Source organism: Maribacter spongiae, from assembly GCF_047345125.1.
Taxonomy (GTDB): Bacteria; Bacteroidota; Bacteroidia; order Flavobacteriales; family Flavobacteriaceae; genus Maribacter.
Window position 1 is genome coordinate 129,018 of sequence record NZ_JBLFEQ010000003.1, and the last position, 18,837, is coordinate 147,854.

At 38.6% G+C, this 18,837-nt stretch carries 23 protein-coding genes and 1 tRNA gene; 13 read left to right on the forward strand and 11 right to left on the reverse strand.

What is annotated here, in order from left to right:
* Nucleotides 1-16: 16 nt before the first annotated feature.
* Complete coding sequence (locus ACKWB9_RS05395; protein ID WP_414001977.1) at nt 17-370, reverse strand: 4Fe-4S dicluster domain-containing protein; 354 nt, start codon at nt 368-370, stop codon at nt 17-19.
* A gap of 92 nt (nt 371-462) precedes the next feature.
* Between ACKWB9_RS05395 and ACKWB9_RS05400 the strand changes: the two genes are divergently transcribed.
* The 6 genes from ACKWB9_RS05400 (at nt 463) to ACKWB9_RS05425 (ending at nt 5,315) form a co-directional block, all read left to right on the forward strand.
* Nucleotides 463-1,527 carry an acyl-CoA reductase gene (locus ACKWB9_RS05400; protein ID WP_414001978.1) on the forward strand — a complete coding sequence of 355 codons (1,065 nt, stop codon included), beginning with the start codon at nt 463-465 and terminating at the stop codon, nt 1,525-1,527.
* Nucleotides 1,528-1,598: 71 nt separating this feature from the next.
* Entirely contained in the window at nt 1,599-2,663 is a 1,065-nt protein-coding gene (gene serC / locus ACKWB9_RS05405) for a 3-phosphoserine/phosphohydroxythreonine transaminase (RefSeq protein ID WP_414001979.1), read from the forward strand.
* Between the two features lie 117 nt (nt 2,664-2,780).
* On the forward strand, nt 2,781-3,731 hold the full coding sequence (locus ACKWB9_RS05410) for a D-2-hydroxyacid dehydrogenase (RefSeq protein WP_414001980.1): 951 nt from the start codon (nt 2,781-2,783) through the stop codon (nt 3,729-3,731).
* A 67-nt stretch (nt 3,732-3,798) separates the two neighbouring features.
* The gene (locus tag ACKWB9_RS05415) at nt 3,799-4,431 is read left to right on the forward strand and encodes a DUF937 domain-containing protein (protein ID WP_414001981.1); all 633 of its coding nucleotides are present in this window, start codon (nt 3,799-3,801) and stop codon (nt 4,429-4,431) included.
* A gap of 67 nt (nt 4,432-4,498) precedes the next feature.
* A complete protein-coding gene (locus ACKWB9_RS05420) occupies nt 4,499-4,966 on the forward strand; it encodes a DUF6146 family protein (protein WP_414001982.1) in 468 nt (155 codons plus the stop codon).
* A 31-nt stretch (nt 4,967-4,997) separates the two neighbouring features.
* Nucleotides 4,998-5,315, forward strand: a complete 318-nt coding sequence (locus ACKWB9_RS05425; protein ID WP_414001983.1) for a DUF6787 family protein — start codon at nt 4,998-5,000, stop codon at nt 5,313-5,315.
* Nucleotides 5,316-5,522: 207 nt separating this feature from the next.
* Here ACKWB9_RS05425 and ACKWB9_RS05430 read toward each other — a convergent pair whose 3' ends face one another.
* The 5 genes from ACKWB9_RS05430 to folE all read right to left on the reverse strand — a co-directional run bounded on the left by ACKWB9_RS05430 (nt 5,523) and on the right by folE (nt 9,111).
* Nucleotides 5,523-6,407, reverse strand: coding sequence for a sterol desaturase family protein (locus tag ACKWB9_RS05430; protein ID WP_414002214.1), 885 nt, complete (start codon nt 6,405-6,407; stop codon nt 5,523-5,525).
* A gap of 2 nt (nt 6,408-6,409) precedes the next feature.
* Nucleotides 6,410-6,868 carry a monoheme cytochrome C gene (locus tag ACKWB9_RS05435; protein WP_414001984.1) on the reverse strand — a complete coding sequence of 153 codons (459 nt, stop codon included), beginning with the start codon at nt 6,866-6,868 and terminating at the stop codon, nt 6,410-6,412.
* On the reverse strand, nt 6,868-8,088 hold the full coding sequence (locus tag ACKWB9_RS05440; protein ID WP_414001985.1) for a sulfite oxidase: 1,221 nt from the start codon (nt 8,086-8,088) through the stop codon (nt 6,868-6,870). Before ACKWB9_RS05440 ends, ACKWB9_RS05435 begins: the two co-directional genes overlap by 1 nt.
* 50 nt (nt 8,089-8,138) lie before the next feature.
* Complete coding sequence (locus ACKWB9_RS05445) at nt 8,139-8,438, reverse strand: hypothetical protein (RefSeq protein ID WP_414001986.1); 300 nt, start codon at nt 8,436-8,438, stop codon at nt 8,139-8,141.
* Between the two features lie 73 nt (nt 8,439-8,511).
* A complete protein-coding gene (gene folE / locus ACKWB9_RS05450) occupies nt 8,512-9,111 on the reverse strand; it encodes a GTP cyclohydrolase I FolE (RefSeq protein ID WP_414001987.1) in 600 nt (199 codons plus the stop codon).
* Between the two features lie 147 nt (nt 9,112-9,258).
* Here folE and ACKWB9_RS05455 point away from each other — a divergent pair, with 147 nt between their 5' ends.
* Genes ACKWB9_RS05455 through ACKWB9_RS05465 form a run of 3 tightly spaced genes read left to right on the forward strand, consistent with a single transcriptional unit; the run spans nt 9,259 to nt 11,272 of the window.
* Nucleotides 9,259-9,939, forward strand: a complete 681-nt coding sequence (locus tag ACKWB9_RS05455) for an ABC transporter ATP-binding protein (RefSeq protein ID WP_414001988.1) — start codon at nt 9,259-9,261, stop codon at nt 9,937-9,939.
* A gap of 14 nt (nt 9,940-9,953) precedes the next feature.
* The gene (locus tag ACKWB9_RS05460; RefSeq protein ID WP_414001989.1) at nt 9,954-10,511 is read left to right on the forward strand and encodes a CPBP family intramembrane glutamic endopeptidase; all 558 of its coding nucleotides are present in this window, start codon (nt 9,954-9,956) and stop codon (nt 10,509-10,511) included.
* Nucleotides 10,508-11,272, forward strand: a complete 765-nt coding sequence (locus ACKWB9_RS05465) for a TIGR02757 family protein (RefSeq protein WP_414001990.1) — start codon at nt 10,508-10,510, stop codon at nt 11,270-11,272. The genes ACKWB9_RS05460 and ACKWB9_RS05465 overlap by 4 nt, the downstream gene beginning before the upstream one ends.
* Here ACKWB9_RS05465 and ACKWB9_RS05470 read toward each other — a convergent pair.
* From ACKWB9_RS05470 to ACKWB9_RS05485, 4 genes are all read right to left on the reverse strand, one after another.
* Nucleotides 11,269-11,508: a hypothetical protein gene (locus ACKWB9_RS05470; protein ID WP_414001991.1), complete on the reverse strand. Its 240-nt coding sequence runs from the start codon at nt 11,506-11,508 to the stop codon at nt 11,269-11,271. The two genes, ACKWB9_RS05465 and ACKWB9_RS05470, sit on opposite strands and share 4 nt — an antisense overlap.
* Nucleotides 11,487-12,110: a cytochrome-c peroxidase gene (locus ACKWB9_RS05475; protein WP_414001992.1), complete on the reverse strand. Its 624-nt coding sequence runs from the start codon at nt 12,108-12,110 to the stop codon at nt 11,487-11,489. Before ACKWB9_RS05475 ends, ACKWB9_RS05470 begins: the two co-directional genes overlap by 22 nt.
* Nucleotides 12,098-12,610: a hypothetical protein gene (locus tag ACKWB9_RS05480; protein ID WP_414001993.1), complete on the reverse strand. Its 513-nt coding sequence runs from the start codon at nt 12,608-12,610 to the stop codon at nt 12,098-12,100. Before ACKWB9_RS05480 ends, ACKWB9_RS05475 begins: the two co-directional genes overlap by 13 nt.
* Before the next feature lie 155 nt (nt 12,611-12,765).
* Nucleotides 12,766-13,230 carry a hypothetical protein gene (locus ACKWB9_RS05485; RefSeq protein WP_414001994.1) on the reverse strand — a complete coding sequence of 155 codons (465 nt, stop codon included), beginning with the start codon at nt 13,228-13,230 and terminating at the stop codon, nt 12,766-12,768.
* Between the two features lie 108 nt (nt 13,231-13,338).
* Between ACKWB9_RS05485 and ACKWB9_RS05490 the strand changes: the two genes are divergently transcribed.
* From ACKWB9_RS05490 to ACKWB9_RS05500, 3 genes are all read left to right on the forward strand, one after another.
* Nucleotides 13,339-13,791, forward strand: coding sequence for a hypothetical protein (locus ACKWB9_RS05490; RefSeq protein WP_414001995.1), 453 nt, complete (start codon nt 13,339-13,341; stop codon nt 13,789-13,791).
* A 15-nt stretch (nt 13,792-13,806) separates the two neighbouring features.
* Nucleotides 13,807-14,493, forward strand: a complete 687-nt coding sequence (locus tag ACKWB9_RS05495) for an SGNH/GDSL hydrolase family protein (protein WP_414001996.1) — start codon at nt 13,807-13,809, stop codon at nt 14,491-14,493.
* A gap of 315 nt (nt 14,494-14,808) precedes the next feature.
* Nucleotides 14,809-16,380, forward strand: a complete 1,572-nt coding sequence (locus tag ACKWB9_RS05500) for a M28 family metallopeptidase (RefSeq protein ID WP_414001997.1) — start codon at nt 14,809-14,811, stop codon at nt 16,378-16,380.
* Nucleotides 16,381-16,502: 122 nt separating this feature from the next.
* Here ACKWB9_RS05500 and ACKWB9_RS05505 read toward each other — a convergent pair.
* Nucleotides 16,503-16,578: transfer RNA gene (locus tag ACKWB9_RS05505), tRNA-His, on the reverse strand.
* Nucleotides 16,579-16,815: 237 nt separating this feature from the next.
* Here ACKWB9_RS05505 and ACKWB9_RS05510 point away from each other — a divergent pair.
* A complete protein-coding gene (locus ACKWB9_RS05510; protein ID WP_414001998.1) occupies nt 16,816-18,813 on the forward strand; it encodes an ATP-binding protein in 1,998 nt (665 codons plus the stop codon).
* The last annotated feature ends 24 nt before the right edge of the window (nt 18,814-18,837 follow it).

Sequence of the window (18,837 nt, forward strand, 5' to 3'; positions counted from 1 at the left end):
CCGGAATATATTAACGTTAATCTTCTGGATGCATAAATTTTTGTTTGCCTAAAAGAACCTCTTCGGATTCTACCCGGTCTTCATCGGGAATACAGCAATCTACCGGGCAAACGGCAGCACATTGGGGCTCCTCGTGAAAGCCCATACATTCGGTACATTTATCCGGGGCAATATAATATATTTCGTCACTTACAGGTTCCTGGACCTCATCCGCATTTACCGCTTTTCCATCGGGCAGGACAACATCACCTTTTAAGGAAGTACCATCGCCATAACGCCATTCATCGGCACCTTCATAAATAGCGGTATTTGGACATTCTGGCTCACATGCCCCACAATTGATACATTCATCGGTTATAATAATTGCCATAATTTTCTTTTTTGATACCGAACTTGTTTCAGCCCACTAGCATTTTTACTTTTGCACAAAGGTAATCTCTAATACTTCCTTTTACAAATATAATGACACAACAGGATCGTAAGGTTAAGGCTTTTGTTAAACTCGGAGAATTCTTGGCACAATTTTGTGAATTTATCAATACTTCCCCCCCTTCCGAAGCTATTCACTCAAAATGGCATAAAAGATTTGATGACGGATTGCGGCTGGCCCATCTGCATAATGGTTGGTTCACGACCGAAAATATACTCTACGCCTTCTCGCAATGGGCGGACTTATTAAACGAAAAGAATCTTATAAATTGGTTGTCTGGCTACGATTTGGATAAAAACATAAAAAAAACGGTCGCCTTGATCATGGCCGGGAATATTCCCCTTGTTGGTTTTCATGATTTATTGGTGGTTTTGATCACAGGAAACAAGGCCTTGGTAAAAATGTCCAGCAATGATCGTATATTAATGCCTCTCTTGGCCAACTATTTGGAAAAAACAGAACCTTTATTAAAGGGTTCGGTAGAATTTACCGAAGGAAAACTCACAAATTTTGATGCCGTAATCGCCACGGGAAGCAACAATACCGCACGTTATTTTGAGTATTATTTTGGACAACGGCCCAATATCATACGAAAAAACAGAAATTCCGTTGCCGTTCTTACGGGAAATGAAAACGAAAACGAGTTAAAGGCCCTTGGTGAGGATGTTTTTAGATATTATGGCCTGGGCTGTAGAAGTGTATCCAAGGTTTTTGTTCCAAAAGATTACAATTTTGATGCTTTTTTCAATGCAATTTTCCCTTTTAGTGAAATCGTCCAACAGGCCAAGTATGCCAATAATTATGATTATAATAAAGCGGTCTATCTGATGAGCGAATTCAAGATTTTGGATAATGGTTTTCTCATATTGAAAGAAGATAACAGTTATGCCTCCCCCATCGCATCCCTGTTTTACGAAAGATATGAATCCGAGGAATCGCTCAAGGAGCGCTTAAGGAACGATAAAGAACATATTCAATGTATCGTGGCTTCGGGGTTTGTTCCCGAAGAAGTAAATTTTGGGAAAACCCAATGTCCATCACTCTCCGATTATGCGGATGGATTGGATACTGTTGAATTCTTGTTAGGAACATCCTAGAATTATTTTGTTTCCCCTTTCTGTTTTGCAAGAAATTCATGACCTTTAATGGCTTAATTTATATGAGGACAATGAAGAAACATAATTTTAGCGCAGGGCCCTGTATTTTGCCCAAAGAGGTAATGTTAAAGGCTTCGGAGGCCGTAATGGACCTTGACGGATCCGGACTTTCATTGATAGAAATATCGCATCGCAGTAAGGATTTTGTAGCCATAATGGAACAAGCAAGGGCTTTGGCACTGGAACTTTTAGGCTTGGAAGGTCAAGGATATCAGGCACTTTTCCTTCAAGGAGGTGCAAGTATGGAGTTTTTGATGGTAGCCTATAACCTATTGGAAAAAAAGGCCGGTTATTTGAACACCGGCACCTGGAGCAATAAAGCCATTAAAGAAGCAAAATTATTTGGGGAGATATTGGAAGTTGGATCTTCTAAAGATGAAAACTTTAATTACATCCCAAAAGGTTATGCTATTCCCAAAGGATTGGATTATCTCCATTTAACGTCCAACAATACCATTTTTGGCACCCAGGTGAAAAAATTTCCAAAAAGTGATGCCCCGCTCGTATGCGATATGAGTTCCGATATCTTTTCAAGGGTGCTGGATTTCTCCCAGTTTGACCTGATTTATGCAGGGGCTCAAAAGAACATGGGACCTGCAGGTACTACCCTAGTTGTGGTGAAAGAAGATATTTTGGGCAAGGTATCCCGAAAAATACCTTCTATGTTAGATTACCAAGTTCATATTGGCAAGGATAGTATGTTCAATACACCCCCTGTTTTTGCAGTATATACCTCAATGTTGACTTTAGAATGGCTAAAGAACATGGGGGGTATTTCTGCGATCGAGGAAGAAAATGAAAAGAAAGCAAGACTCTTGTATTCAGAAATAGACCTAAATCCCGTATTCGAAGGATTTGCCAACAAAGACGATCGTTCCACTATGAACGCTACGTTCAATTTAACGGAAGAAGGGCTAAAGGAAACCTTTGATACAATGCTGCAAGAAGCGGGAATCAATGGGTTGAACGGCCATCGTAGTGTAGGTGGATATAGGGCAAGCATGTACAATGCCCTTTCGTTGAAAAGTGTAGGCGTACTGGTAGATGTGATGAGCGAAATGGAACGAAAGGGATAAAGCGCTCCCTAATTAATGTCCTCCACAAAGGAGAGGAAACAAAAGCAAGCTATTATACTATAGTATTAACCAAAAAATGCCCCTTCATCTTATAAGAAAGGGTCAGAAAGAGAACATATGAAAATATTGGCCAATGACGGAATTTCGCAATCTGGGGTAAATGCTTTGGAAAAAGGCGGGTTTGAAGTATTGATAACCCATGTAGCCCAAGAGCAATTGATAAACTACATCAATGAACATAAAATTGATGGTTTATTGGTCCGCAGTGCTACAAAGGTCGGAAAGGATATTATTGATGCCTGCCCATCATTAAGGCTCATTGGGCGCGGTGGTGTAGGCATGGACAATATTGATGTTGCCCATGCCAAACAAAAGGGCCTCCATGTTATCAATACCCCCGGCGCATCTTCGGAATCCGTAGCGGAATTGGTTTTTGCCCACTTGTACGGCGGGGCCCGCTTTCTGTACGATGCCAATAGAAATATGCCCTTAGAAGGTGATAGCAGGTTCAAACAGCTAAAAAAATCCTATAGTGCGGGAAAAGAATTAAGAGGTAAGACCTTGGGTGTTATAGGTTTTGGTAGAATTGGCCGGGCTACGGCAAAAATTGCCCTGGGCGTTGGAATGAAGGTTCTTTATTTTGATCCGCTTTTTGAAAAAACCGATATTTCCTTAGATTTTTTTGATGGACAATCCATCTCTTTTAGGCTACAAAGCATGTCCAAGGAAGAAGTCCTCAGGTCATCGGATTTTATCACGCTTCATGTACCTGCACAGAAAGACTATGTTATAGGAAAACCGGAATTGGAATCAATGAAAAATGGTGCCGCTATTATAAATGCCGCCCGTGGCGGTGCTTTGGACGAAGTGGCATTGATAGATGCCATAGAAAGCGGAAAAATAGCCTTTGCCGGACTGGATGTTTTTGAGTCGGAACCATCACCGGAAATTAAAATCCTTATGAACTCCAATATTTCATTGACACCACATATTGGAGCCGCAACGAACGAGGCCCAAAATCGTATTGGTGCCGAGTTGGCCGAACAGATTATTTCCCTTTTAAAATAACCCATTATTTATCCATCGTACAAACCCTTTTTGTACATTAGGGGCCTAACATTAAATTAACTATAACATGTCAGGATTATTGGATTTACTAAACGGCCCTATGGGTAAACAACTCATTAATGGTGTTGCCGGACAAACAGGGCGATCTAAAAGTGAGACCGGAAACGTATTAAGTATGGCATTGCCCATTTTAATGGGTGCAATGAAAAGGAATGCCGCTAGTCCGGAAGGGGCTCAAGGATTGATGAGTGCCCTGGCGGGAAAACACGATGGGGGTATATTGGACAATTTAGGAAATTTATTTGATGGCGGTGTGGACGATTCCGTTATGCAAGACGGAACGGGAATCCTAAGCCATGTCCTTGGCGGAAAACAGACACAGGTAGAAAATGCCCTGAGCAGTAAGTCCGGTATGGATGCGGGCACCATTGCCACCATATTAAAAGTGGCCGCACCAATTTTAATGGGGTATTTAGGAAAACAGACACGTCAACAAAACGTTTCCAGTTCCAATGGGATCGGTGACTTGTTAGGTGGCCTCATGGGAGCCGGTAATACAGGGAATCAGCAACAATCTTTAATAGAATCTTTCTTGGATTCCGATGGGGACGGCAGTATTTTGGACGATGTGGCCTCTATGGCACTTGGTAACAAAAAAGGAGGGATCGGAGGCCTTCTTGGAGGGTTGTTCGGAAAATAATATACCTTAACTTATTTTAACACAGGCCGTTTGTATTTGCAAACGGCTTTTTTTGTACCTTACTTATATGAAAAAGATTTTTTTTGTAAAGACCGCCGTTATATTCCTGGTCGGGTTTGGAATGGTTTTCATATCCAATTGTGGAAGTCCGCAACGAGCATTGGACATTTCCGATAAAGAAAAAGAGGTGTTTTCATCTGTAGTAAATGATACGGTCGAAATTGCAAGTGATAAGACCGAATATGAAATCATTATTATTGAACCCGGCTTCAATTTTTGGTTAAATTCCGTAGCAAGGCCGGAAGGATATTATTCCCAAGGTTTTTTGGAAAATAGAAATTATATCTGGGTGACGGAATGGAACAACAGGGTATTGCAACCGCAACGGTTTAGTCCCAATCTCTATGAACTTCAAATAAACTATATCCCCAATATTGATTATGGATACGAGGTAAATTATAAATTGTATAATTATTTCATCTATTTTCAGCGTAGGTACAATCAGCGCTTAGGAACTTTTATTCCTCGCATTTAAAAGGTATTTTTGCCTTTTAGGATTCCATTATATGGGTAAATTAAAGGAACGCTGGGGAATTTCCAGCAATTTTCAATTGATTATTATTTTTATCGTTTTTGCCATTACCGGCTCTTCTTCGGTTTATGTAGCAAAACCCTTCCTGAACTTGATAGGTCTCCATAAAGAAAGTTTTTCTGAACCTTGGTGGGGAAATATCCTGTACTGGACCTTAAGAATTTTGATGATATTTCCTTTTTATCAAGTGTTATTGGTCATTTACGGTTGGCTGTTCGGGCAATTCAAGTTCTTCTGGTCCTTTGAAAAGAAGATGCTCGGCAGAATGGGGCTGGGTTTTCTTTTCAAGTAATTTAAAGAAAAAGTTTTACTCCTGTTAATTTCGGTCATTCTTATGGCTTCTATATCCTAAAGTGGTAAGCAATATAAAAACCAAACTTGATAGAAATTAAAGATATTTTGCACAAAGCTTATTTTTGCATTTGCCCCGTTTAAAAATCAACGGTATTTCCAATATTGGAAGAAATATAAATTTAGTACAAGTATTCTTTTGTAAAAATCAAGAATCCTTTGGCTTTGATCTTCCAAAGCCAAAGATCACCTGTCTCCAAAATCCCTTTGGCACTTCTTTATCTCCGGTAAAGCCGAGGTTTATTTTTCCGTTGTCTTCCGGAATATAATCCGTTTTAAATATATAATCCCAAAGGCTAAGGCTAATTCCAAAATTGACCCCGTATTTACCCTCTGGCAATTCATATGCATGATGGTACAAATGCATAACCGGATTATTAAAAAAGTACTTTAGGGGACCCCAGGTAATCTTGATGTTGGAGTGATTAAAATGGCCAATGGTAATAGCCGCAAAATGAACTATATACGCCTGTTCCGGTTCAAAACCGCCCAAAACCATAACGGCCAAAGTCTTTAACGGTTTGTACAATACATTTTCCATCCAATGATACCGTAAATGAGCGGCAAACCCCATTTCTTTAACACTGTGGTGTATTTTATGGAACCGCCATAAAAATGAATATTTATGCAACATTATATGTGTCAACCACTGTACAAAATCCAACAACACAAAGAAAACTATCAATTGGACCCATCCGGGAAATCGAAATAAATCAATTAATGAAATATGATTCAAAGTAAGTCCCACATTATTGAAAAAAAGTTCTATGACACTATAAAAACCACTAATAACAATACTGAAAATGAAAAAATTAAAGAACATATAAAAGGCATCCAACCAAAAATCCTTTCTGAAAATAGCTTGTTCTTTCCGCCAGGGAAAAACAATTTCCAAAGACCATATAAAAAGGGAAATAACAATTAATCCCCAAAAATAATTAGTATACCAGGAAACCTCGAACAGGATGGATCTAAAGGTCCAATCCAGATTCCCCTTGAAGGTATGAACAAAAGCATCAAAATAGGTATCCATTGTCAATTGATCATGTACCATTCAATATTTGATAAGACCTCTCTCCTCCCCTTTTTAAAAGGTGGATAGTTTTGTGTCAAATAATCCACAATAATCTCTTGATCATCACCTAAATCCCATAACCCCTGCGTTTCCTGCATCCATCGTATGGTAGCATACCATTGCTCCTTGTTCATCCTGTTCTGAATGATCAATTTGGAAGAATGGCAGCTTGTACAATTATTGATGACCTCTTGCAATCCATCCCCTTCCAACAACCCTGTCCTTACATGGACCCCATCTACAATATGGTTTGAATCGGATAATTTTGTTTCCTCGGATATCCTGACCGAATCTATTTTATTAGTGGGATTGTTATAATGTACGATTATTGCTAAAGCGATTATGATCAAGGAACAAACAATGATCAATATCCGGTAAACGGATGCATTCTTATAGTTATGGGCTTTATTTTCTTTCATTATACCACTTTAACCGCAATTCTGTGGCAGGCATTGTTCAGATAACCTTTTGGGTTCCAGCCCGGAAGTACCATAGGCTGTTTGTTACCATGGGTATCCTCCGCTCTTGCCCATATTTCATAATATCCTTTTTTCGGAAAGTCCACAATCGCCGAAAAGTGTTGCCATGCCAAGCGGTTTACGGGCTTCTCCAGGGTACATTCTTTCCACGAAGACCCAAAATCAATGGAGTAAGTAACTTTGGCCACTTCTAGCTCCCCTGCCCAGGCATGTCCTCGGATGTCCAAAGATTTGCCTTGAAGTAACATACCTCCGGATTTAGGCGCGGTAATCAATGATTTAACGGGCATGGATTCTATGATACACATATCCTCTGTAAAAACTTTTTCCCCCGGAGCCACAGCTTCACAGGGTATCCTATAGGAACTACCACCCATTTTTTCCCCATCATGGACCTTATTTCTAATACTGATGCCTTTGAGCCACTTACCCGATACCGAAGCCGGCCAACCGCCTGCGACCAAACGCAGTGGGTAGCCATGGGCCAAAGGAATATCCTTATCGTTCATTTTAAAGGCCAGTAGGGTTTCTTCCTGTAACGCCTTGGCCATCGGGCACCCTCGGGAGATGGCCGCCTTGTTCGGGTTTCTGCTCAAGTGCATATCGGCACCGTGATAACCTATATAAACTGCATCATTGGTGTAACCTACATCCTCTAATACATCACGCAACCGGATTCCCGTCCAATTGGCACAGGATACGGCACCAACGGTCCATTGATTGCCTTTTGCGGGGGGATCAAACTCACTTCTTCCGTTTCCTCCACATTCCAACGTAAGTTGATAGGTGTAGTGCCTGAAATTTGTCTTTAAATCATTGATCGTATAGCTTTTAGGACGCTTTACCGATTCCCCATCAATCACCAACCGCCATTTTTGAACATCCAGGTTTTCAGGAATGATTCCGTTATTGCGAATGAACATATACTTGTTCGGGGTAATGTCATCGTTCAATAAATGTGCCCGAGCCTCCATGTTCCAAGGTTTATTGTTAAGTACCACCATACCGGGGTCCTTATGGAACAGCTTAAAGGGGTCCGGTTCTTGAAAGATCAATGGAACATACCCATTCGGAATCAATTCTTTATAAACGATATCCGACACCAATAGTGTGGACAAACTGCCTATACCTACTTTTTTAGTAAAATCCCTGCGTTTCAAATCTTAAAATTTTCAGCTAAAATTACATTATTAATAAGGATTCGGAGGACTTAAACTTCAATGGTTTCGTTCTTTTCGGCTCTTTTGAAGACATAGGTATAGAACCACATGAGGGTAAACGAGGGAATAATATCCAAGCCGGGAACGATTTCTTCGATGAAGGTGACCAGACCTGCGGCCTGACCAATTTTTCCCTTATACATACGGGTCATGAGCCATGCCGAAAGCGGTGCCCAGATGATATCCGAAAAATCCCCGATAAAAGGAATGACAAAAGATAACATCCCGATAGCATCGAACAGGATACCTAAGAGTAAATGGCGTATTTTTTTGTCCTTGTTTTTTGGCATATCGAAAAATAATTAATCTTTGAAAGGAAAGCAACAAAGATGCCAAAAAGAATTACCTCAAGAGAAGATATGCTCAGGACAACTTGGAGCCTATCAATTTTAAAAACTCGTTACGGGTCTCTATTTTTTCAAATTGTCCCCTAAATCCAGAAGTGGTAGTGACCGAGTTTTGTTTTTGAACCCCGCGCATCATCATACACATATGGGAAGCCTCAATAACAACGGCTACACCTTTAGGGCGCAGGGTATTATTAATACATTCCAGAATATCGTGCGTCAACCGTTCCTGTACCTGCAATCTTCTGGCGAAAACATCCACCACTCTCGGTATTTTACTCAAACCTACAATACGACCATTGGGAATATAGGCTATATGGGCCTTACCAAAAAAAGGAAGCATATGGTGTTCACAGAGGGAATACAATTCAATATCCTTAATTATGACCATATCGTCATAATCTTCCTCGAACATGGCACCTTGCAATATCTTAACGGCATCTTGCTTATAGCCCTGCGTAAGAAAAAGCATGGCCTTAGCGGCTCTTTCCGGGGTCTTTACCAAGCCTTCCCTAGAAACGTCCTCACCAATTTCATCAATAATTGAAGAGTATCTGCTTCTAACTTCATCCGTAATTTCCAAATTATATTCTTCTAAGTTTCTATAGGGAGCCATAAAAGGTGGATTATTATCAAAATTAATACAAGCTGCAAATTTATATCTAAAATACATGGAATACTATAAAATGTATAAAGTTTATCCGGTCCATCTATTTTGTCACGTCCATACCATTTCCTAATTTCACTTTTTATATATGACCATATGATCAAGGCGACTAATATTCATAAATATTATGGGGAACTGCAAGTACTAAAGGGGGTTGATCTTCACATTAAGAAAGGTGAAATCGTTTCTGTGGTAGGAGCCTCGGGAGCAGGAAAAACAACCTTATTGCAGATTTTAGGGACCTTGGATGTTCAATCCAACAAGACGGACAGTGAATTGCTTATCAATGGTACGGATACCACAAATTTGACCGATAAGCAATTGGCACGGTTCAGGAACGAGCATATTGGTTTTATTTTTCAGTTTCATCAATTATTACCGGAATTCACAGCACTTGAGAATGTCTGTATTCCTGCATTTATAAAAAAAACGAATACTTCTGAAACCCAAAAACGGGCAAAAGAACTTTTGGGTTTTTTAGGATTGTCCCGAAGATATGACCATAAACCCGCCGAACTTTCAGGAGGGGAACAACAGAGGGTAGCCGTGGCAAGGGCCTTGATCAACAATCCTTCTATCATATTTGCGGACGAGCCCAGCGGAAATCTGGATTCTGAAAGTGCGGACAATTTGCACAACCTCTTCTTTGAACTTCGGGAAAAATTTGGACAGACCTTTGTAATCGTAACCCATAACGAAGAATTGGCCAACATGGCAGATCGAAAATTGACCATGGTAGATGGAAAAATTATTGACAAGGCCGTACTGGTACCATAATCGGGATTTTTAATATGTTGAAACAAGTATGGGATTTCTTAAAGAACCCTATGTATGTTACCGATGAAAACAAGGGTTTCAATTACAGATTTCGTGTTTTTATAAAACTGCTGTTGCTTTCGGTTTCAATAAACATTGTTCTGGGCATGCTTATAGGAAGTTTGGAGACTGTATTTGGCTTGAACCTTGGCGAACATGCCCTAGATAGGTTCTTTGAGAAGTACCCCACGGTCTATTTCCTTTTGGGAGCGGTCATTACAGCCCCTGTTATAGAAGAGCTGATTTTTAGGGGGCCTATGATCTTGTTTAAGAACAATCATTTTTTTGGGGTTGTTTTCTATGTGTTGACATTAGTTTTCGGGTTTTACCATATCACCAATTTTGAACTGAACGGTCGTGTACTGCTACTTTCCCCTATTTTGGTAGCTCCCCAACTGGTTGTGGGAGGTTTATTGGGTTTTATCCGTATCCGGTTTGGACTAATTTGGAGCATAGCGTTACACGCTTGTTATAATCTTGTTTTGGCCGGGCCAATTATCCTTATGAAAATGCTAAATATCCCTTTGGAATGACAAAGAATGAGTTAAAGGACTTTTTAAATGCTAAGGTAGAATTGTATAACAATCCCAAATTTTTAGAAAGCGACCCACTTCAAATACCCCATCGGTTTTCTAAAAAAGAAGATATTGAGACCTGTGCATTTTTAACCGCTACCATTGCTTGGGGCAATCGGAAAAGCATCATTAACAATGCTTCCAAACTTATGAAATTAATGGATGAAAATCCGTATGATTTTATCCTGAATCACACGGATGCGGATTTGGATAGTTTACAAAATTTTGTTCACCGGACATTCAATGATAGGGATTTAACTTATTTCATTAAAAGCCTTAAAAACATTTATACCGTTCACGGTGGATTGGAATCCATTTTCACGGATTATCAAAATAAACACTCCCTACAAATGGCCATTTCCAGATTTAAGGAAGTTTTTTTTGAGCTTCCTCATGAAAACCGAACAACGAAACATGTTTCCGACCCTAAGAAAGGTTCTGCGGCCAAACGTATCAACATGTTTTTAAGATGGATGGTAAGGGATAATACCACCGGAGTGGATTTTGGATTATGGAAGGATATTCCAACTTCTATATTATCATGCCCGTTAGATGTGCACTCGGGCAATGTTGCCCGGAAACTGAACCTTTTAAAACGCAAACAAAATGACGCCAAAGCACTTTCGGAATTGGATAAAAATCTGAGGGAATTAGATTCAAACGACCCGGTCAAATATGATTTTGCCTTATTTGGACTGGGTGTTTTTGAAAAATTCTAATACACTTCCACATTGTCATCTGTAAGTGTTTTTACAAAAGCGACCAATGCCTTTTGCTCACTCCGGGTCAAATTCAGATTATCAAAGGGCAGTGTCTGTCGTTCCAGATTAAATCCCATTCCACTTCCACCACCTTTATTGTAAAAATCGATAACCTCTTCCAGCGTAGCATATACACCATTGTGCATATATGGTGCCGTGAGCGCTGCATTTCTTATAGTCGGGGTCTTGAACATGCCCCGGTGCAGCTCTTCTTCAAACCGCCAATAGAAACCCAAATTATCATCCAATATTTTATTTTCTCTTGTATCGGGTACTCCAATGACCTCTTTCTCTGTTTCTGTATAAAAAGGCTACGGTTCCATTGGTCAATGGCATAAAATGGCAGGTAGCGCATAAGGCCTTCCCCATAAACAAGTTCATTCCGTGCTTTTCTTCTTTGGTAAAAGTGTTTTCTCCCCCCCCTCATATTTTTATCGAACTTTGAATCGAATCCGTTCAACGTACCTACATAGGCGGATATCGCCTTAATAACATGGGTATTTTTGAGTTTGATTTTTCCAAATACTTCCTCAAACAATTCCTCATAGACCGCATCCTTTAAAATTCGGGAGGAGAATTGGTGTACGTTGGTATCAAATTCCTTTTCATTGGTAAAGACCGAAGAAATCTGATCCGAAAGTGTTGGTGACCGACCGTCCCAAAAAAAGTTTTTTTGAAAGATGGTATTGATCAATGTTGGTGTATTGCGTTGTAACGGATTCCCGGAATTATCCTTATTGACAACGAATTCATCCGCATACGCTTTTTCCGGGGCATGACAGCTTACACAGGCCATATTGCCATTTCGGGCCAGTTTTGGTTCAAAAACAGTTTTTTCCCAAAAGCTATTTTTTCATTGGAAGGATTTCGGTCCGTAGGTGGAGCAAAATAATTTATATTGAAAGAACCGTTTTCAAAAAAAGTAGGGGCATCAAAATTAAAAGGTTTATTGTCCACGTTGGTCCATAAGCCGCTTAAATCACGAATCTCTTTCCAATTTCTGGTAATCGGGTTTAAACAATCCCTTATAAAAGTATAACGATCAAAAGCATCAAAATCTAAATTTGACATGATATAACTTATCGCTTTTACGATATTCGATCTAAATTCATTATCCAATTCTGGATTTTTGCGCTTTATGCTATTTGCTATGGTCAAGTCATAAACCTCTTTTAAACTCTCTATGGAAACTATACACTCCTTTATTCCCAAATGACTCACGGGTGTATCAAAACCGGAAATACTATGGCTAATGATCCGTAGTAATTGCTGTTGTGTGGCAATAAAAAAGCGCATTTACGTAAAATTGCCTTTTTAAATTGTTTTTAATGCAGTTTGCTATGGTTTGAGACAAAATTGGAAATAATAACGGCGCTACTTAATAGGAATCTAATGGAAAAATGCGCAAAAACAGGGTATGGGAAATCAGACAATATAATTTTAAACAAGCGCTAAGGGTTCCTGTATTTTTCCATAATGGCGGAAGAAATACCTAATAATTGAAGTGAGGTCAACGGAGTATCGATATGTTTTAATGGCAAATCTATTTTTATATCATAACCGATAGCTTCTTTAAAACGCCGTTCCCTTCTTTTCTTTTTTTTCTTTTTAAAAATATCAATGGTAACCCCTACAGTCGCGCCGCCCAAGACCGTGGCCAACAAATCATTATTGTCCCAACCGCCATATTGCTTTTCATCTATACTTTCCTTGGCCAGACCAATCAATAAACTGCCTCCCAAGGAACCAACAAATGTCCAAGTCCTGTCCCCTTTGGAAATCTGATTGGCCACACCTGCCCCCACAAGGCCATAAAGGTTCCCTCCCAAAAAATGCAAGGCCTTATCCTCCTCTAATTGAGCCCGGGAAGAGTGTATAACGATAAAACAAAAAATAAACAGAACGATATTTCTCATTATACTGCAAAAGTATCAAATATTATCATCAAAGAATTCTTTTATTTTCAACTTGCTGTGGAAAAACCGATCTTTAAAATAGTATCTTAGAAACCTTAATCCTATTTTATGAAAATAAAAAACTATCTAAAAGCACTATCCATATTCCACATGTCTTTAGTAGTAGGGCTTTGCATATTTTTGGCTTTCGCGGTTTCCCAGGTCAAGAGTTTTAATACGGATACCTCAGAACAACATATATTGCTATACATGGTTCCCGTTTTTGCCTTATTGGGGTATTTCGGAAGTCAGTTTTTCTTTAAAAAAATGATTTCAGGTATAAAGATTATGGATGCTTTGGAGGAAAAACTGAAAAAATTCCAATCAGCTTCCCATATCAAATATGTATTGATAGAAGTGCCGGCTTTTCTGGCGCTTTTCACCTATTACAATTCCGGCAATGCCCTACCTTTGTTAATAGCACTATGTTTATTGGCATACTTATTCGTCCAAAAGCCTTCCAGGGGGAAAGTTTTAAAAGAACTCCCGTTGACCGCCGATGAAAAACAACAATTAAAATAATGTGATCTTCACGCGATGAAAAAAATAAACTATCTGTTTTTGGGACTTTTAACTTCGTTATTTAATTTGAACTCCGTTACCGGGCAGGATTGGCCGGACTTAAAACATTTTCAAGATGCCAACAAAGGTATAAATGTCCCAAAAGCAAACGAAAACAGGGTGGTTTTCATGGGTAATTCAATTACTATTGGTTGGTTAAACGCACGGCCGGTTTTTTTTAAGGGCAAGCCATATATAAACCGTGGTATCAGTGGCCAGACCACTCCGCAAATGTTATTGAGGTTTCGGCAAGATGTAATAAATCTCAACCCCAAGGTGGTCGTTATTCTGGCGGGTACAAATGATATTGCAGGCAACACAGGACCATCTACATTGGAAATGATAGCCGATAATATTAAGAATATGGCCGAATTGGCACATTCAAATGATATAAAAGTGGTCCTATCCTCGATCTTACCCGTTTTTGATTATCCATGGAAACCGGGATTGGAACCGTCAGATAAAATAATACGCTTGAACCAAATGATAAGGGAATATGCGGATACCCATGGACATATCTATTTGGATTATTTTTCAGCAATGGTCGATGAGCGCAACGGATTGCCTAAAAAATATGCAGAAGATGAAGTGCATCCCACCATAGCGGGCTATAAAGTAATGGAGCCCCTGGTTGAAAAAGCAATTGCGGAAGCATTAAAATAAGATAGGACTAAAGTTCGGGAAAAGGAAAACGATACATAATTATCTTTAGATACCGTTGTTGACCGATTCAACTACACCAATTTGTTTATCCCCATGATAGAGCAAAGAAATTTGGTTCTGGTATTATACTTAGATTATTATTAGAAGGGTTATGAACAAATAATTTGGTATTGGATCGATACTGCTATAGAACACTATCCTGATGATTTTCAATAGCATTCAGCATTGAATGAAAAATATGATCGATTCTCCCCATGAATCATAAAATCCAATATTCTTTTAAGTATTTTTAGAAAATTTTTGATGACTAATAAAATGAAAAAAACACTATTTATTCTTATTGGAATTATTTTTGGTTGCAATTCTTCTCAAAAAACAGTTTCAGAATCGGCAATCAATAATAATGATACGGTACCAATCGTAGATTCAAGGGCGTATGCGGCTACGATTACCGAAAACGAACTAAAAGAACATTTGTTCATATATGCTTCCGATGAATTTGAGGGAAGGGAAACAGGAGAGCCCGGGCAAAAGAAAGCAGTTGCTTATTTAAAGTCCGAATATGAAAAAATAGGCGTATCCGCAGCAAAAACAAATGGGGATTATTTTCAAAAAGTACCCTTGGAAATAAGCAAACTGCCCACAGGAAAATTAAGTGTAAACGGAATAGATTACCCTATTGGGGAACATGTTTTTACTTTTAACCCGGTAGAAGCTACTTGGGAAAGCATCGTATATGTAGGTTATGGTATTGAAGCGGGCAATTATTCCGATTATAAGGATTTGGATGTGACCGGAAAGATGGTTTTGATAAAGTCTGGAGAACCTAGGACTAAAGAGGGTGTCTATACCCTATCCGGTACGCAAGAAAAATCCATATGGAGCAGCTTGTCCGAGGCATTGAACAAAAAGATACAACTCGCCATGGATAAGGGAGCCAAAGGTGTTTTATATTTTGATCATGAAAACTTTAACCGCTTTAAAGGGAGGTTTAATAGTATGAAGTCCAATGACAGTGGAAGAATGGGTCTAAAGGCCAATGACAAGACGAGTTTTTCCAGTCTTTTTATTGATAAAACCCTGGCCATCACCCTATTAAATACCATAATGGAAGACAGTGAACCCAAAACAATTGCAACACACCTTGATCTGGCTTTTAAAAATTCAAATACCCATGTAGATTCCGAAAATGTTGTAGCCATTATCAAAGGATCCGAAAAACCCGATGAATACATCGTTATCTCTTCCCATTTGGATCATATCGGTATCTCCGCCAATGGTGAGATCAACAATGGCGCGGATGATGACGGTTCGGGTTCCGTAGCACTTCTAGAAATTGCCGAAGCTTTTAAGGAAGCATCCAAAGCCGGAAATGGTCCAAAGCGTTCCATTGTATTCCTACATGTTACGGGAGAGGAAAAAGGGCTATTGGGTTCACAATATTATACGGATATTGATCCCATTTTCCCTTTAAACCAAACCGTGGCCAATTTAAATATAGATATGATCGGTAGAATAGACCCTAAAAGAAAGGGAGATAGAAATTACATTTATCTTATCGGTTCCGATAAGTTAAGTACGGAGCTTCATGAATTATCCGAGGAAATCAATACAAAATATACGAACATAGAACTGGATTATACCTATAACGATGAAAATGACCCTAACCGGTTTTACTACAGAAGCGATCATTACAATTTCGCAAAAAACAATATCCCCATAATATTTTATTTTAACGGCACTCACGATGATTATCACAGACCTGGAGATACTCCCGATAAAATAAACTATGACCTATTACAAAATAGAGCACGCCTTGTATTTCATACCGCTTGGGAAGTTGCCAATAGAGAACAACGGATCGCCGTTGACAAGGTCTTTAAATAAAATTAACATTGTTGATGAATGCATTAAAAATCCGTCAAAACGACGGATTTTTTTATCTTTTTAGTAATGGTAAAAAAGAAAGCCCCGTGTAAATAAAACACAGGGCTTTTTAATTTAAGTAAGGGTGGAAGACCGGGTTCGAACCGGCGACCTCTGGAACCACAATCCAGCGCTCTAACCAGCTGAGCTACAACCACCATTTAGAAGCGGTGGCAAAGGTAATTTTTTTACTTATTCCGAACAAATATTAGTTCATAAAGAATTTATGGAAATAGACGATGCCCAAAGGAAATCATAGTGAAATTATTTAGAACGAACTTGTTGTACGATTAAAGAAGTTTTTGATTAAATTGTATGTATTAAAAGAACCATTTATCTTAAATAGCTTAAAATAAAGAACTCCTGAGAAAATTCCCATTTGCATTATTAATTACATTGTTCACCGGTTTTATTGCTTTTTCACAATTGGACAGTATTACTTTTTTGGAAAAAAAAATAAAGAAACTGGAAGGTCGCCCCAATTTTTCAATAAAGGATACCAATTATATAAACCTATTAAATGAACTAAGTTGGGAATTGCGCTATTACAAGATCGACACCATACCTATAATTGCAAAAGAAGTCTTAAAGGTCTGTAATACAACAAACTATACAAAAGGAATTTACTACGCTCTTTCAAATTTAGCACAATACCACCTTTTTAAAGGTAATATTGAGGAAACTATAGGGCTCTGTCGAGAGATATTGGAAAAAAGCGGATCTTACAATATTCCTCAACTGGAAATGAGAATCCATAATCAAATGGGGCAGGCCTATTTTATTAATGCCAATTACCCGGAAAGCTACCAAAGCTTTCTGCTTAGTTTGGAATTGGCGGAGAAAATAGATGATATAGCTATAAAATTTACCATGAATATGAATATGGGTACCATGTTTTCTTTGTTGGGAGATTATAAAGAAGCACTTGGGTTTTATATAGAAGCGCAAAAACACTCCAACCTGCTGAACGATGAGGTCGAAAAGGCCAGATTACACAGTAATATGGGGTTTCTGTATATGAAAATCAACGATTTTGAAAGTTCGATGGAATTTTTGAATAAATGTATCCCGGTTTTCAAAGAAAAAAGGATTCCCGAGTGGCTTGCCTTTGCCCATACTACTATGGGCGATCTCTATTTAGCTCAAAAGAAATATACAGAAGCCATTAATTTTTACAAAAAGGCAAAAAAGAATCATGAACACATCAAAGACCTTAAAGGTGAAGCGGACATAAGTTTTGGATTAGGTATGGCTTTTTTAGGTCTTAAAGAGCTGAAGTTATCCGAAAACCATTTAAATAAAAGTCTAGAACAGTACCGGTCTTTTGGACTTAAAACAGGAATCGAAAAGTGCAATAGAGGACTCTATGAACTTAACAAACGTAAACGCAAAATTACCAATGCCCTAGAATATTTGGAGTTAGCCGAAAAATATGCGGATAGTATTTTAAGGGAACGGAACAAGGCGAACATTGCTCTATTATTGGCTAAACAGAATTTTGAAAAAGAGAAAGAAAACATTAAGATCATCAATCAAAAAAATGCTTTAAAACAACGTAGGATCATCCAATGGGTCTCGGCTGCATTTTTCACCTTGCTCATACTGGTATTTTTAGGAATCAGATCAAATAGAAGGGAAAAACGGTTAAACAAAAAATTAGAGGAAAAAGCCCGTTTTTTGTATGAGAACCAAATAAAACTGAACCAAACCAATAAAACACAGGACAAATTATTTTCTATTGTAGGACACGATCTACGAGGACCTATCGTATCTCTAAAAGAGCTGGTTATTTTATGCCTTCAAGAACAAAAATCTGGAGAATCAAATTTTAAAAGATTTGCCCCTAAACTAAAAATTAAACTGGACCATATTCACTTCACCTTGGATAATCTGTTAAATTGGGGGCAGACTCAAATGAAGGGAGCGTCTCTTCAAACAGAGAAAATCGAGGTTAGGAAAGAAATTGAAAGTATCCATCAATTATTCAAACAGGACCTAAAACAAAAGTCTATTTCCTTTGAAAATCAAGTAGATAAAAAAATAAAGGTTTTGGCCGATTTCAATCATTTTAATATCATCTTTAGAAATCTGATCAGTAACGCTATTAAATTTACACCTGAAAACGGAAAAGTTATAGTAGAGGCCGGCAATGGTTCCGAACATACCAGTATTAACGTCCAAGATACTGGGCTAGGCATGTGTCCTAGTGCTTTAAAACAAATATTTAATACCCAAGAACATTATTCTACCTATGGAACTAATATGGAAAAGGGTACCGGGCTCGGGCTTCTCTTATGTAAAGAAATGGCGGAAAAAAACAATGGAACTATTTCAATAGATAGTAAAAAAGGGGAAGGAAGTACTTTTACGGTCAAACTTTTAAATGCGATATAATCTAAATTTATCATAACGTCCCAA